This window comes from Pontibacter akesuensis (assembly GCF_001611675.1).
Classification (GTDB): Bacteria; Bacteroidota; Bacteroidia; order Cytophagales; family Hymenobacteraceae; genus Pontibacter; species Pontibacter akesuensis.
In genome coordinates this window covers 2,034,437-2,049,641 of sequence record NZ_CP014766.1, presented here as the reverse complement: position 1 = coordinate 2,049,641, position 15,205 = coordinate 2,034,437, and the positions used below count along the sequence as shown (strand labels likewise).

Below are 15,205 nucleotides of genomic sequence, written 5' to 3'. Positions count from 1 at the left end.
CTGTCTTTGAAAGACAATGTACTGAGGCTCTTCTGGAAATTTAGTCCCTGCTCACCAGCTTATTGAAGACGCCGTTCGGATCGTGGAGCAGGGCCAGTTTGCTGCTTTCAAATTCTTTGAAGAACTCATCCCAGCTTACTTCCTCAAAGGTGTCGTTGTCGTTGCTCTTCTCCGGGAAGTGGATGCGCAGCAGGCCTTCGCCCCCACCGTCGTTCTCGGTGCCCTTGATGATGCTGGGAACGCCGCCGTGGTCTTCTGCCCACTTTTTGATCTCGTCGTGATTTGTTGATTTTCTAGATTCAGCCATAGTTTTACTTTTTTCAAGTTTGTTTTCTGGAGTTTACCTATACGGGCTGGGGTGGCCAAAAGATGAGGCAGCAAAAAAGCAGCTCCCGGCGGAGCTGCTTTTCAAGTATGGAATAGGCTCGCCTACAGTTTCGAGATACGGGCCGCGGCCGATACATCAGAGGTGATGCTTGGGCTGCCTTTGTAGTATACCGCCGATGCACCGGATGCATTAATGTCCAGCGTTTTACTGGCAAACACTTTCACGTGGCTAGCACCGCTGGCCTGCACCTTCACCTCGCTGGCCTGCAGCTCCGATGCATCCACTTTCGAGGCGCCGGACATGTCCATCAGCAGCACATCGGCTTTTCCCAGCAACTCAACTTTGCTCGCGCCGCTCATGTCGGCCTTTACCTGCCTGGTGTCCACGGTGAGTTTTACGTTGGAGCCGCCACTCATGTCCATTTTCAGCGCATCAGACTTAAAAGTGGAGTTGCCGATAATTTTCACGCCGCCACTGATGTCGATGCTCTCCAGCGCTTTGAGCGTTACGTAGGCCTTCATGCCTTTGCTGGAGGAAATGCTCTTGTCGTTGTAGATGTGGAGCACACCGTTACGCACCTCGGTTTTGATGTTGTCGATCAGATTCTCCTCAGCCTCCAGCCGTACGCCTTCGTTGCTGCCCTGTGTGAGTTCTACCGTAAAGCCACCGCTCACGTCAATGCCCCGGATGCCCGACACGCTTCTGTTTTGGGTGGTGATGTTGCCATTGCCTCTCAGATCCTGTGCCAGGGCGGCAGGTGCGTTCAGCACCAACAGTGCCAGGGCGAATATGGCAAAAGCGGCAGATTGTAATTTTGTGCTTCTCATAGTAGTATGGTTCTGGTTAGTGATGACTTATTTCAGTAGCCCTTCCGGCTGCTTTTCAAGTCTAAAGATGCAGCCTGTTCCGAAAGGTTGCTTCGTTCTCCAAATTTTTCGGTCCCACAGGTTTGGATAGCAGCCAATACTATGCCTGTTTCTGCTCCAGCGGCTTGTTTATACTTGTATGGAAAAACAACGCTCCCGCCGCATACGCCAATATGTCCCAGTAATCGGCGGTATACATGGTGTGCAGCAGGGGCAGCACGCCCTCAAACACAACACAGAAAAGCAGCAGGGCCAGCAACGTATAGCCCAAGGGCAAGGTGAAGTATGGCGTGTCAAAGTATAGCCGCTCGGCAGCCAATGCAATTGTTAAGGTAAGCGGAAGCACCAGCAGATCGTCGAGGTGCGTGTGCAGCGGCCAGATGTAGACGCCTGCCAGCTCCAGCAACTGGTTTGCCAATGCAAGTATAAAACAGAGTAGGAACAGGGGCTGGCACAGCGTTCTCATCTTGTAAAGTAAAGCCTTGCGCAAGGTTACGGTAGGTGCGGCAGTTGTATCGGTCATGTGTGGTTGCGCAACAAGTGGAGGTGCTTCGGAAATCTTTATCTGGATGACAGGCTTGCCTTCTACGCCACTACAGTGCCACAAAGCCGATGGCCAGCATGATGCTGCCCAGTATGAGCAGGAAGATCTCGAGGGGGCCCAGATCCTTCAGCCACTTAAAGTTGCTGGTGGCAAGCAGCTGGCCACACACTGGGCACTGCTTTTCTCTAAGCGGCACTTCAGCACCGCAATTAGGGCAAATTTTAGTTTTGGGGATTTCCGAATCAGCCATGGCGATAAGAATGGGAGGCTATGGCGCAACAGCAGTTTACTCCAGCACCGGCTTTAGAAGTTTGCTTAGCACAATGCCTATGGCAAAAAGCAGTACGGGAGCCAGCAGTTGCACCGGGTGGCATATAGCCTGCTCCCGAAGGCAATGCATTAGCACAGCCAGCACAAGTACTCCTAAGGCAATTGCTGTTGGTTTGTAGAGTTTAGACATAGGCTACCGTTCTTAATATTATAGGATAGCTATACTGCTTTAGCTCTAACCAAGTTACAAAATTGTTATTCTTATATACAACAAATGTTTAGACATATTAAAAGCACCCTGAACCGCACTGCCTGTTGCATGCCTGCAGGCCGAACCTATTTTTTGGTGGTAATCAGAATAACTCCTCCCGCTGCCTTCGCGCCATAAATTGCCACTGCTTCCGCTCCCTGCAGTACAGTAATTTCCTGTATCATTTCAGGCGACAAGTCTGTAACCTCCTGCATTGGCTCCAATTTAGGAGCAGTTCCGAGTTCCACGCCATCCAGCACAAAAAGAGGCGCTTCAATCGCATCCAGGACTGCTGCGTCTAGTGGTGCCCCGTTGCTGCCCTTCATATTCAGTTCCGGCGGAAGTTCTTCCAAACCGCTCCGAGTGGCTACCTCCGAGAAATCACCTTTCTGCAGCTGCGCCACGTATTGGTTGATGGCACCCAGCATCTGCTGCTGCTTCTGGTGCAACAGCGGGCGGCCTTCCTGCAGGTCGTCGCGCAGCATCTGGTAAGACATCTTGCGCAGGCGCACGTAGTCCAGCAGCGTGGCAACGCGGGCCTCCTCACCTTCCGGTGCATCCTCTATTTGCTCCAGCAGGGTCTCGCTTTCCTCCCACAGCACAATACCATGTTCCAGAATCGGCACCATTTCATCCGCCTTCGCGTTTTCACCTGCCTTCTCCATCAGAAACATAGCTTCCATCGCCTTCTCCTCGTGTTTGCCTATCTGCTCCAGCGTGTATACAAAGCGTACCGTGCCGGTAAAGGGAATCATGTAAAACCACACAAAAAGCACAAGCATACCTGCCACCATTGTTATTGCATTGCCCACAGCACCATAGTTCTGGGTGATGTAGCGGCCCGAGCGCAATAACAATAGTGCGCCATACACCATGCCTGCCACCAGGCCACCAACGTGCGCGGCATTGTCTATACCATCGCGCATGCCGTAGGCCAGGTTAATACCAATCACCACCGCCATGTTCGCAAGCATGGCACGCTTGTTTTTCCAGTCAAGCTCGCGCTCCAGCAGCAGCAGCATCAGTAGCATTCCGAACAGACCGAATATAGCGCCCGAAGCCCCTACAGCCACTGTTATTTCCGGGCTCACCCACCAAAGACTAGCCACACTGCCGGCAAGGCCACAGAGGAGGTAAGCCAACATAAACTGCACCCGCCCCACCAGCATTTCCAGCTGAGCTCCTATGTTTACCAGCGCCATCATGTTTAGCAGCAAGTGCAGGATGCCGCCGTGCAGAAACGTGCTTGTCAGCAGGCGCCAAGGCTCTCCTGTTAAGGTGTATGGTCCAAAGTTCGCACCCAGTTCCACCAGGCGCCCGGCATCCGGATCAAGCACATGCAAGCCAAGAGCAGTACCTATAAGAAACACCAGCAGGTTTAGATTGAGCAGGATGGGTGTAACGAAGTAGTCTTGCTGCGGCACGAACAGCTGCAGAAAGTTTCGCCCCTTCTGGCCCCACGTTTCCGGCTGTGGCTGCTCAAAGCCCTCCTTAACAGGTATCTCCTCTCCCCGCTTCTCCAGTTCTGCCATAGCGGCCCAAACAGCCTCGCGCGCATAGGCGCCATGCTCCTGTACAACGGCCTGTAATTCGGCTGTGCTCATTGCCTCGGCCTGTACGGCGTAGTTGTTCTCCATCTGAATATAATATTTATGTAAATATAGGAATAAAGCAGTACGCGCAAAACTACTGCGCCTGAGCCGCAAAAGATAACCTTCAGCCACCGGAAAGGGTACAATTGGACACATTACATGTACTATGACTGATACAAAAATAGGCACCGTTTATTACACCCTGCAACGGGGAGACAGTCCCTTGGTGGCCACCGCCATTCACAACGGACACGAGGTGCGCCCGAACCTGCAGGCACTGTTTAACCTCACTTCGGATGAGCGCCTGCGGGAAGAGGACCCGTTTACCGCCGAGTGGGTGGGGATAACAGATAATTACATTGTAGGCAACTATTCGCGCTTTGAGATGGACCTGAACCGCCCGCCGGAGAAAGCCATCTACCGCAAGCCCGAAGATGCCTGGGGCCTGCACGTATGGAAGGAAGAACTGCCGGAGGAGCAGGCGCAGGAATCGATGGTGCGCTATGAGCGGTTTTACAAGGATGTGAAACAGATGCTTTCTAAACTCCTGGAGGAGCACGACTGCATCGTGATCTACGACCTTCATACATACAACCACCGCCGCGAAGGCGCCAATGGGCCGGCCGCTGACCCGGAGCAGAACCCGGAGGTGAATATCGGCACCGGCAATATGGATCGTGAGAAGTGGGCACCGGTGGTAACGGCCTTCATGCAAAGCCTGGGCAGCTACAACTACCAGGGCCGCCAGCTGGATGTGCGCGAAAACGTTAAGTTCAAGGGCGGGCACTTCATGCGCTGGATACACGATACCTTCGGCGACCGCGTATGTGTAATGAGCATCGAGTTTAAAAAGTTCTTTATGGATGAGTGGACCGGCACGCCCGACTGGGAGCAGGTGCAGGAGATAAAGCAGGCGTTGGAACAAACCAAGCGGCCCGTGCTGCAGGCGCTTACTCAGGTATGTGCTTCCTAGTAGCCATTGTCATACCTTGACAAAAGACTAAGTATGACAAAAGAAAAGGGCTTAAGTAACAAATCGGCTGCAAGTGCCGGCCATACTTCGCCATCCTAAGTTTTTTGCCAGTTCGTTTTACAGCGGATTGCCTGCAGCCGTAAGCGGGTCCTTCATTAGAAATCCGCAGCACCACACCCACAGCGCATGATCGACCACATCACCGACAGTTTTATCAAAAAGATAACCGGCAGCCTGAAGCGCGGCAAGCAGGTGCACCGGCGGCTGCCGCAGGGAGGGCTGGTGTACATCGACAGACCCCTGCCCTTCCTGGTGATCTTCCGCCATCCCACCGGCCAACCCGACCACGCCACCGCCGACTTCCTGAAAGCCAACGCCTCCTATATCATCTCGCACCAGGAGCGCACCGAAGAGCTACGGCCCCTGGTGCAAAGTATAGCCAAGACCCTATCCGACCATTTTGGCGCGTTTATGATTATGGAGTTGATGGCTGCGCCTGCCGATGCCACAGACGCGCCGCTGTTTAAGGTGCTGGGCCCGGAAAAGCAGTTGCCTACCACCACCAAAACCATTGTGGAGGAGCTGCAACGTATAAAGCTGCCCGAAACCCGCACGTCCGTAGCCACCGACACCAACCAACTACTGCTGCAGGAGCCGCACAGCCTGCTAACCGAGGAGGAGCTAAAACGACACAGCGTGCTGCTGCTCGGGCTGCAACTCAGACCTATCTATAAAAACAAAGCCACCGGCAGGATATACCCCCAGCTGCTGCGGAACATGCGCGAGAAAGTAGCCAACGCCATCAAGAAAACCGTGTTCGACTTTGTATCGGTGCAGACAACGCACCACCCCGTGCACTTCCAGGCGCTGGGCCGGCAGTCGGTGAACCGCGTGGTGTGGCGCATCGACAAGCAGCTCACCAGCATCAGCGACCAGTTTCAGTTCCTGCTGCTGGTAACGCCCGTGAACAACCAGGAGGCCTGGGCGGCTTTCCAAAAATCAAAGTATAAAGAACAACCGACTTTCCATTACCGCCTGCTGCCTGTGGATGCCGACCAGCTGAAGCGCAAGCTCTACAACATCGCCATCGAGAAAGTGGACGACCCCACGCTGGGTTACCTGTTCCGCGACAAGCGCCACGAGCTGGACAAGATGCTGACGATGCTGGCCGACCGCAACACCCCCGATTTTTTGTACAGCAGCATGCAGCTGTACGGCACCGTGCACGAGCCCCTGCTGAAGATTGCAGAAGGTATACTGGCCGCCATTCCTGAGCCCATGCGGGAGAAAGACGCGGCGCTGATGCCTGTAAAAGAGTTCGCCGCACTGGCCGAACAGGAAATTTCTTTTCTGCGGGAGCAGTACCCTGGCCTTGATTCCGGTGTGGACGTGCGGGAGGACATTGTGGGCCTGATCGTGTCGGAGGGAAGGCTGAATGTGGGAACCGACGCCAAAATACCCCGCCATCGGGCAGAGGCCCTGATCCAGCACGAGGTGGGTACGCATATCCTCACCTACTACAACGGCAAGGCGCAGCCGCTCCGGCAGCTGTACATGGGCAGCCCCGGCTACGAGGAGCTGCAGGAGGGGCTGGCGGTGCTAAGCGAGTGGCTGGTAGGTGGCCTCGACCAGGACCGCATGCGCATGCTGGCAGCGCGCGTTGTGGCTGTGTACCACCTCACGAAGGGCAGCAGCTTTACCGAAAACTTCTGGCGGCTGAAGGACACCTACAACTTCAGCGATGAAACAGCCTGGGACATTACCATGCGCGTGCACCGTGGTGGCGGCCTCACCAAAGACGCTGTGTACCTGCGCGGCCTCGTGCACCTGCTTGAGTACCTGAAACAGGGCCACGAGCTGGAACCGCTGCTCATCGGCAAAATACGGCAGGATTACCTCCCGCTTGTGCAGGAGCTGATATACCGTAACGTGCTGCGCCCGGTGCCCATCAAGCCGCGCTATCTCCTCAACGAGGGTATCAAACCCAAGCTGGAACAACTAAAAGCCGGCATATCAGTATTTAATTTACTGTGATCTTCCACCCAAAACATCCACCTAAAGAACAAAGCACCCCATGACCATAGGATTTGTAGTAAACGATACCAACACCGAAAAACCCACTTATTCCACCATTTTCCTGGCACAGCGCATGCACAACCAAGGGCACACCGTGTACCTGATGGGCGTCGGCGACCTGGCCTATTACCCCGATGGCTTTATGGGCGCCACTGCCGTGCAGGCCGACCCGAAGAAGAAGTATAAAACCCTGGTTACGTACCTCGAGGCTATCCAGGGCGACAAGGCAACGAAAGTGCGCGTTACCGCACCGGACCTGGACGTGCTCATGCTCCGCAACGATCCTTCGTCGGAGGGGGAAGGACGCGGCTGGGCACAGAACGCGGGCATCATCTTCGGCCAGCTGGCCTTGCGCCACGGCGTGATCGTACTCAACGACCCGACTAAGCTCTCTGATGCGGTAAATAAGATGTACTTCCAGCACTTTCCGGAAGCGGTGCGCCCGCGTACGCTCATCACCCGCGATAAGGAGGAGATAAAGGCGTTTTTCAGGGAGCAGGAGAACAACATCATCCTGAAGCCGCTGCAAGGCTCAGGAGGCTCGGGCGTGTTTATGGTGAAGAAGGACGACACCACTAACCTGAACCAGATCGTGGAGGCCATCAGCCGCGACGGCTACGTGATTGCGCAGGAGTACCTGCCCGAGGCGACCGGCGGTGACGTGCGCCTTATTGTGATGAACGGGGAGGCTTTGCAGCATGAGGGCAAGTACTGCGCCATTCATCGGGTAACCGGAAAAGACGATATCCGCAGCAACCTGCACGCTGGCGGCTCTACCCAGCAGGCCACCGTTACCCAAACGATGCTGGACCTGGTGGAGCTGGTGCGGCCAAAGCTGATTCAGGACGGTATGTTCCTGGTGGGCCTGGATATTGTGGGAAATAAGCTGATGGAGATAAACGTGTTTAGCCCGGGCGGTTTGCACGATGCCTTCGAGATGGAGGGTGTGGATTTCTCGGTACCGATTATTGCCGCACTCGAGCGAAAGGTGCATTATAAAAATACCTACAGCACCCAGATCAACAACAAAACAGTGGCCATGATTTAGCGCCAACACAGGCTGAACTATACTTGAAGGCAGGGATTCTCCCCTGCCTTTTCTTTTTTTCGACAGGTTTGCCGCCTTCTGTCAGGTAAGGCACCCTGTGTTACTGATGTTCCAACGCTAAAATAGAGGGCAAGCGTAAAGAAAGGCAGAATTTCTTGTTAAAAAAATCCGAAGAAGCGTTGTTGTAATTTTCTGTTAATCAGAGGGTTGCGGTTGCAACTAAATGACACGAGGGAAAGGTGAAAAATCTTTCTTGATTTTTCTTTTGCAATTGAAATTATAAAGGTACTTTTGCACCCGATTTAAGGGGAACAGAGTATCGGAAGGCTAATATAGTTAACACAAAGTTAACATTCAAGAATTTGGAGAAGAAGTTTGTTAAAGTACCCTTTTGCCCCCTGCAGAACCTACGTTAGAAATAGTGTTTTGCCCCGAATAAGGAAGTATAGTCTACTAAAGATAAGGTTAGATAAAGTTTAGATTAGTTTAGTTTGTTTTAAGGTGAGAGAAAGCCCCGTCATTAAATGGCGTGGCTTTTCTCATTTATAGTCGCACCGGAAATAAAGAAGCTTTTTACAATCCGCCCCTCCTTCCGCTGTCTCGGACATAAACAAAGCTATGAGAAAAGAAATTGAGGGGGCTGGGAGCTACACATCATCCATCACCAGCAGCCAACCGGCCACAACAGCCAGCGGAATAATCATCAGAAAGAGTTTTACAACAGTGGCGGGCGCCGCAGTGCCCGAGCGCCAGGAGCCCCGGCTAAAGGTATAGCGGGCACTGACGATGAGTGAGAAGAGAGCAAGTACCGACATGCCGATGTGTATGAACTGCACCACCTGTGGCGCCTCTGAACCTGCCGCCCAAACGCGCAGCCCAATGCGTATCAACCACGGCACCAGGGCCAGCGAACAGAGCAGCGCCACCACCGCCCCGAGCTTTATCCGGAAGAGTGTAACCCAGGAGGCCAACCCGAAAAGCACCATCCCTGCCAGCAGTGCCGCATCAGAATACACGTTCTGAGGCACGTGCACATACCCTCTGAAGAACAAAATAACCGTTGCCGTGGCAACACCTGTCAGGAAATAAAGCAGATACCGAGTCATATACAGGTATCATACTTAAAAACGGCTATTTAAGATATTTCTTCGGGATGGGCTGGGTAGCGGTTTCCGGGGTGAAGAGCAGGCTGGCGATCCACCAGCGGCCCTGGTCGTACACCAGTTGGTAGGTGTTTACGCCTCTGTCCTCCACTTTGCCTGTGGGGCTGCCCATACGGGTCTCGTAGGTCTGGAAGGCGGTGGCCAGTTTGCCGAACCGCTCGATGCGCAGGGCCAACTGGTTCTCGTAAAAACCCATTTCGGCGTACGCAGGGCCATTGCGGTCAGCGAAGTTCTCCACCGTCGTCAGGCGCACAAAACTGCTGTCGCCTTTGTAGAACACGCCGCCCATCTGCGCGTTCGGCAGAAACAGCGCCTTAAACGCCTCCATATCGCGCTGCTGCCCCTTAGGGCCGGAGATAATTTTTAAGCCCGCCGCTGTGATGGCTTCTATACTCGCCACGTCGGCCTGCGGTGCAGCTGTTTGCTGGGCTTTGGAAGTATAAAGTACACTTGTAGCGAGCAGCAGAATGAGAAAAAGCTTTTTCATGGTTTGTAAGTGCTTCAGTTTAGTCCTAAATAGAGTACCTGATTGGGAGGGTATAACGAACCGTCACAGGCTCCCCCTCCAGCAGGCCGGGGTTCCAGGTCGGCATGCTTTTAATTACGCGTAATGCCTCGGCGTCTCCATCCGGATGTATTCCTTTCAGCAGCTCTATATTGCTCAGGTTACCTTCTTCATCCACCGTAAATGCTATTACCACTAAACCAGCTAAACGGGCTTTGCGCATGCTCTTTGGATACTTGATGTTACTGCCGAGCCACCGAAGCATGGCATGCTCTCCGCCCGGAAACAATGGAATCTGCTCCATCGGGATGTATTTCACTTCCTTGCCTGCTTCATCATATACTTTGCCGGAGGTCATTTTTCCGCCCTCGTATACTTCCACCCGACGCACATTACCGGCTTTATAATAGGCGGTAAGAGAGTCGTGTGGCTGATTGTCTTTATACTTTTTGCTGTAGCGCAATTCTCCGCTTTCGTACCAGGCTTTGTAGGTGCCATTGAGCTTGTTGTTGCTGTATAAGCCTTCTTCCTTTAGGTTGCCGTTAGGGTACCACTCATAGCGCGGGCCATCCAGGATGCCAGATTTATACTTGCCTCCATCCAAATCGCTGTATGTGTGCTGGCTTACTTTAGTGCTGTCCTGCACTTGGTAGCGCGTTTTGGTGCCTCCGCCGGAGGCATCCTCTTTGGTCACCTCAAAAAAGTAAGCTTCTTCCGCTGTAACCTGTTTTACGCCACTCCTGCTAAAATACCTCACCTGCTGCTGCGCTTCTGCCGTTCCTAAGACACCAACTCCCAACGCGATCATCAGCCCTAATACTACTTTCTTCACTTTCCTTACAATTAACTTGAAATGTACTTTTTATGATTTTATACTTTGTTCAAGAGGCTTTCATCCTCATGTACTGCCATAGCTTATTACGCATGCACCTGTTCCTCTTCGCCGGATGGGGCGGGAATGTATTCCTCCTCCGGTAAGACTGGCTGCAGCTGCACTACAAAAGTAGCTTTTACTCTTGTGGAAAGTGTGAAGTATGGAATCCAGATGGCTGCTCCGATAACGGCCCTTGCCACTTCTCCGGCTGTCTCTCCGGAGTTGCCCAGCGGCACGTTCAGCAGGCTCACCAGCGCGACGTCCAGAAGTATAAAAACAAGGTTGAAAGCATAGTAGGCCACCATCAGCTTCGGCACGCTGGTGCGCTGCTTCACGGCAAGTATAAACAGCAGCGCACTAAGCACGATAAATGCAATGTTCACCACCAGTTCCATTCCTAGCACTCCCGCCATGGCCGGCGAGTAGGCTCCCGAGGAAGCATCGAGCAGGGCAGTCCATACAGCTTTGTTGAAAAAATCATCTGTGAAAAGGCTCACCACGATACGCAAAGGCGTTAAAGCCAAACCGATCATCGGGAGAATGAGCCAGCCGCCTATACTTTGTTTGTCGAGCAGGGAATAGCCCGGTACGGGGCTTGGGTCCCAGAAGTACAGCCTGTAAGCGCCGAAGGAGAAGCCTGCCAGCAGCAGCACCGCCAGCAGCAATACGCCCCAGCTAAACTGGCTGTCGGTGCCGGAGGAGGCAAGCGTTTGGTTGTACGTTAGGCCGTAGCTTAGCTCGTTCAGCAGTTCTTTCTGGTTGCTTAGGTATTTCGCCGTGCCCGCTGCCTCCACAAAGTCCTGGTGCGACTGGTACGTGTAGTGCAGCGTCAGCTCGGTTCCTGTGGTGCCGTAACTCACCGTTTTCTGGAAGAAGAAGGCATCGTCTTCTATGGCTTTCTGCTCGTTCGCAATAGGCCACGCCTCCGGCAGCAGCACCGTAATTTTCTGCTCCACGTGCAGCGGGTAAGAGAGCGCCAGCGGCATGGTGCGTTTGCTTGTTTTTGGCTGACGGATGTAGCCTTGGAGCACCTGCGGCGTAAACCACGCCTCCACTACCTCGGCATTATCGGCCTGCGCCGCCCAGAAATTATCGATGGTATACTTCTCTATTACCGTAAAGGTGTTATTCGCCTCCCAGTCTTCAAACGCAATATCTGCCGCTTTCTCAATGTCAGGATACTGGTTGGCGTAGAAGTTCAGGTAGCTTTTCTCGATGTCCTGCAGGCTGGTGGTGGCAAAGTTGCTGCGTTGGTAGTCGGCCTCCGAGCCGCTGTACTCGGTGCGCACCTCCAGCATAACCGGTTTGTCTATGGCCTTGATGTGGTAGATCTCCTGCGCGCTTACATGCGGAAAATCAGCGGCAGGCGACGTAACCGTGGCAAGTGCTTTGGTGGTGGGCGCCAGCACGAGCGCCTTGCCATAGTTAGGCAGGTAGATGTTCTTAAAATCGCCGCGCTGCTTGCTGATGGTGGCATCGTACCAGTAGGTTTGGCCGCCTAGCAGCTGCACCTGCACAATGCAGTGGTTGAAGGCATACGGCGAGGGAAGCTGGTTTTCGATCTGCTTCTGGTAGGTGGAGTTCACCAGGGCCGGGTAAGCTGTGATGCCCATCTGCCGCAGCATGGTGCACAGCAGCAGGGCTTTGTCTTTGCAGTCGCCGAAGCGGCTGGCGTATACTTCGGAAGGTGCCCGAGGCTTGAACCCGCCGATGCCTGCCTCATAGCCCAGGTAACGCACTTCGTCCTGCACAAAACGCAGGGCCTCCTCCAGGCGCTTCTCATCGCTGCCGTAGGTACATTTAATGCTGTCTATCTTTGCCTGAAGCGCCTTTCCCGGCTTGCCGTAGCCCTCGTACAGCGGCAGCGCCCACGCCACTACTTCCTGCCAGCTCTTAAACTCAGACACGTAAACGCCTGGGTAAGGATCATACCAGGAGGGCGTCTCATCATCCACCACGGTGGCAGGCAAATCCTTCAGATGCCAGGTATAGGTTGTGTTACCATCCGCCGTGGTTATACTTGGTTTTTTCTTTGTCAGGTGGAGCTTGTAGTTTATTTTACGGTGCTGCGGCGCCACAATGTGCACGAGCATCTCATCCATGGGGTCGTAGCCCTGCAGGTTAAAAGCGTTAAAGAACTTGCCCCCGAACACCGGGTTGCCGCCTTTTATGGTGCAGGCGTATTCCAGTATATCCCCCACACGCACATCCTCCAGCACCAGCACCGCCGTCAGGCTTTCGTCGTAAATGCCCCGGTCCATGCCCTGCTCCCGCTGCAGTACCTTTACCTTGCTCAGGTTCAGCTTGTCGATGGCTTTGCCGTTGCGCCACACCAGCACCTTGTGCAACTGCAGCTGCTCGTGGTTCGGGTCGAAGTTCAGCCGTAGCTCTGAGTAGCTCTGCACGCCTTCCTCGGTGGTGAACTTGTACACGTTGTGGTAGTATACTTCCTGCCTGGCCACCTCAAACTGCGTGTTCAGCAGCAGGTAATGGAAGCCCCCGTTCACGTTGTTGGGGTTGATGCTGGTTTGCGTCCGTGCCGGCAGCTTTTTGATCCAGGTGGGCTCTGGTTTTACTGATACGTTTTTGGGTGCTGCAAAACTCGCCTGCTGCCCCAGTAACAGCAGCAGCAAAAAGGTAAGCGCAAGCATTTTAAGTTTGTTTGGCGTGTAGAAATGCGTCATAAATCCAACAGGTAAAATTTCATTTTAAATATAGTATAATTTATGTTATCCGATATTCAAATTTCTATTTTAAGGTTAATCCAACCCAACATATAAACAAAACCCACAGCCGGCTGTATAGCTAGATGGGTTAAAAAAGTATCAGGCCCAGCCAACGTATGAGTAAAGCGAAGAAAGGAACAAGAGACAAGGCAAGCCCGGCCGGTGAGGAGAAGAAAAGTCTGCGCGAACAAGTGGGCGCACTGAAGAACCTGCCCCGGTTTTTCCGGCTTATCTGGAAAACCAGCCCCACCCTGACCGTCATCAACCTGCTGCTGCGCCTGGTGAAGGCTGCCCTTCCCATCTCGGTGCTGTACATCGGCAAGCTGATCATAGATGAGGTGATCCGGCTGATTGATGTGGCGGGTGAGCAAAGCCTAACCTACCTGTGGACACTGGTGGCACTGGAACTAGGCCTCGCCATACTTTCGGACATCATCAACCGCGGCATTACACTGGTGGACAGCCTGCTGGGCGACCTGTTTTCGAACCAGACCTCTGTGGCGCTGATTGAGCACGCTGCCAAGCTGGACCTGGCCCAGTTCGAGGATGCCACTTTCTACGACAAGCTGGAGCGGGCGCGGCGGCAAACAGTGTCGCGGGTGGTGCTCATGTCGCAGGTGCTCTCGCAGGGGCAGGATATCGTAACCATCGCCTTTCTGGCGGCCGGTCTGATCGCGTTCAACCCCTGGCTTATACTTATACTTTTGATCGCTGTAATTCCGTCTTTCCTGGGCGAAACGCACTTTAACGAGCGCAGCTACTCCCTCTCCCGCTCCTGGACGCCCGAGCGCCGCGAACTGGACTACCTGCGCTACATCGGCGCCTCCGACGAAACAGCCAAGGAAATTAAGACCTTTAACCTGTCCGGCTTTTTGTCGAGCCGCTTTAAGGAGCTGTCTGATAAATACTACCTGCTCAACAAAAGCATTACCATGAAGCGCGCTTTCTGGGGCAGCGCGCTCTCCGCCCTTGGCACGTTGGCCTATTACGGGGCCTATGTTTTTATCTTGACGCAGACAGTGGCAGGCATCATTACGGTGGGTAGCCTTACGTTTCTGGCCGGCTCATTCAGCAGCATGCGTGGCCTGCTGCAGGGCATCATGACGCGCTTTTCGCAGATTGCCGAGAGCGCTTTATACTTGCAGGATTTGTTTGATTTCCTGGCCCTGCAACCGCAGATCACGCCACCTAAAAACCCGCTGCCTTTGCCCCGGCCCATTCAGGAGGGTTTCACGTTTGAGAATGTTGGCTTCAAGTACCATAACTCAGAAAGGTGGGCGGTGCGGCACCTATCTTTCCATCTGAGAGCCGGGGAAAAGCTGGCGCTGGTGGGCGAGAACGGCGCCGGCAAAACCACGCTGGTGAAGCTGCTGGCGCGGCTGTACGAGCCTAACGAAGGGCGCATTTTACTCGATGGGAAAGACCTGCGTGAGTATGATTTAAATGATCTGCGTCACCAAGTGGGCATCATTTTCCAGGACTACGTGCGCTTCCAGATGACGGCTTCCGACAACATTGCCATCGGCCAGATCAGCAATATCCGGGACAAAGAGCGCATCGAGGGTTCTGCCCAGAAAAGCTTGGCCGACCTCGTGATTCAGCGCCTCCCCGACAAGTATGAGCAGGTGCTGGGCAAGCGCTTTAACAACGGTGTGGAGTTATCGGGTGGGGAGTGGCAGAAAGTAGCTTTGGCCCGCGCCTACATGCGCGACGCACAATTGCTTATACTTGACGAGCCTACTTCTGCCCTGGATGCCCGCGCCGAGCATGAAGTATTCCAGCGCTTCTCGGAATTGATAGAGGGCCGCACGGCTGTTCTGATCTCCCACCGCTTCTCCACGGTGCGCATGGCCGATCGAATCCTGTTCCTGGAGCAGGGACAGCTAAAAGAACTTGGCTCGCATGAAGAGCTGCTGGCGAAAAACGGCAAGTATGCCGAACTGTTTCAGCTGCAGGCGAAGGGGTATTTGTAATTTAAAGTATAGCGCGG

At 53.8% G+C, this 15,205-nt stretch carries 14 protein-coding genes; 4 read left to right on the top strand and 10 right to left on the bottom strand.

All coding sequences use genetic code 11. From position 1 onward, the window contains the following. Positions 1–40 precede the first annotated feature (40 nt). The 6 genes from A0W33_RS08645 to A0W33_RS08625 all read right to left on the bottom strand — a co-directional run bounded on the left by A0W33_RS08645 (position 41) and on the right by A0W33_RS08625 (position 3,895). Positions 41–307, bottom strand: coding sequence for a hypothetical protein (locus A0W33_RS08645; RefSeq protein WP_068837782.1), 267 nt, complete (start codon positions 305–307; stop codon positions 41–43). Between the two features lie 122 nt (positions 308–429). Further along, positions 430–1,155: a head GIN domain-containing protein gene (locus A0W33_RS08640; RefSeq protein ID WP_068837781.1), complete on the bottom strand. Its 726-nt coding sequence runs from the start codon at positions 1,153–1,155 to the stop codon at positions 430–432. 139 nt (positions 1,156–1,294) lie between these two features. Further along, positions 1,295–1,717 (bottom strand): hypothetical protein, encoded by a 423-nt coding sequence (locus A0W33_RS08635; protein ID WP_068837780.1) that lies wholly within the window; start codon positions 1,715–1,717, stop codon positions 1,295–1,297. A gap of 70 nt (positions 1,718–1,787) precedes the next feature. Further along, positions 1,788–1,988 carry a zinc-ribbon domain-containing protein gene (locus tag A0W33_RS08630; protein WP_068837779.1) on the bottom strand — a complete coding sequence of 67 codons (201 nt, stop codon included), beginning with the start codon at positions 1,986–1,988 and terminating at the stop codon, positions 1,788–1,790. 36 nt (positions 1,989–2,024) lie between these two features. Further along, positions 2,025–2,198 (bottom strand): hypothetical protein, encoded by a 174-nt coding sequence (locus tag A0W33_RS20875; RefSeq protein WP_157578016.1) that lies wholly within the window; start codon positions 2,196–2,198, stop codon positions 2,025–2,027. Between the two features lie 146 nt (positions 2,199–2,344). Continuing rightward, entirely contained in the window at positions 2,345–3,895 is a 1,551-nt protein-coding gene (locus tag A0W33_RS08625) for a rhomboid family intramembrane serine protease (RefSeq protein ID WP_172798102.1), read from the bottom strand. 121 nt (positions 3,896–4,016) lie between these two features. On the opposite strand from A0W33_RS08625, the gene A0W33_RS08620 reads away from it, so the two are divergent. From A0W33_RS08620 to A0W33_RS08610, 3 genes are all read left to right on the top strand, one after another. After that, complete coding sequence (locus A0W33_RS08620; protein ID WP_068837778.1) at positions 4,017–4,823, top strand: N-formylglutamate amidohydrolase; 807 nt, start codon at positions 4,017–4,019, stop codon at positions 4,821–4,823. A 186-nt stretch (positions 4,824–5,009) separates the two neighbouring features. Further along, the gene (locus tag A0W33_RS08615; RefSeq protein WP_068837777.1) at positions 5,010–6,857 is read left to right on the top strand and encodes a flavohemoglobin expression-modulating QEGLA motif protein; all 1,848 of its coding nucleotides are present in this window, start codon (positions 5,010–5,012) and stop codon (positions 6,855–6,857) included. Between the two features lie 40 nt (positions 6,858–6,897). Continuing rightward, positions 6,898–7,947 (top strand): glutathione synthetase, encoded by a 1,050-nt coding sequence (locus tag A0W33_RS08610; RefSeq protein ID WP_068837776.1) that lies wholly within the window; start codon positions 6,898–6,900, stop codon positions 7,945–7,947. A 647-nt stretch (positions 7,948–8,594) separates the two neighbouring features. Here A0W33_RS08610 and A0W33_RS08605 read toward each other — a convergent pair. The 4 genes from A0W33_RS08605 to A0W33_RS08590 all read right to left on the bottom strand — a co-directional run bounded on the left by A0W33_RS08605 (position 8,595) and on the right by A0W33_RS08590 (position 13,173). Next, positions 8,595–9,053, bottom strand: coding sequence for a hypothetical protein (locus tag A0W33_RS08605; protein WP_068837775.1), 459 nt, complete (start codon positions 9,051–9,053; stop codon positions 8,595–8,597). A 25-nt stretch (positions 9,054–9,078) separates the two neighbouring features. Then, positions 9,079–9,597, bottom strand: a complete 519-nt coding sequence (locus A0W33_RS08600) for a hypothetical protein (RefSeq protein ID WP_068837774.1) — start codon at positions 9,595–9,597, stop codon at positions 9,079–9,081. A gap of 25 nt (positions 9,598–9,622) precedes the next feature. Beyond that, positions 9,623–10,447, bottom strand: a complete 825-nt coding sequence (locus A0W33_RS08595; RefSeq protein ID WP_139237142.1) for an energy transducer TonB — start codon at positions 10,445–10,447, stop codon at positions 9,623–9,625. A gap of 86 nt (positions 10,448–10,533) precedes the next feature. Then, positions 10,534–13,173: a DUF3857 domain-containing protein gene (locus A0W33_RS08590; protein WP_068837772.1), complete on the bottom strand. Its 2,640-nt coding sequence runs from the start codon at positions 13,171–13,173 to the stop codon at positions 10,534–10,536. A 158-nt stretch (positions 13,174–13,331) separates the two neighbouring features. Here A0W33_RS08590 and A0W33_RS08585 point away from each other — a divergent pair, with 158 nt between their 5' ends. After that, on the top strand, positions 13,332–15,188 hold the full coding sequence (locus tag A0W33_RS08585) for an ABC transporter ATP-binding protein (protein WP_068837771.1): 1,857 nt from the start codon (positions 13,332–13,334) through the stop codon (positions 15,186–15,188). Positions 15,189–15,205 lie beyond the last annotated feature (17 nt).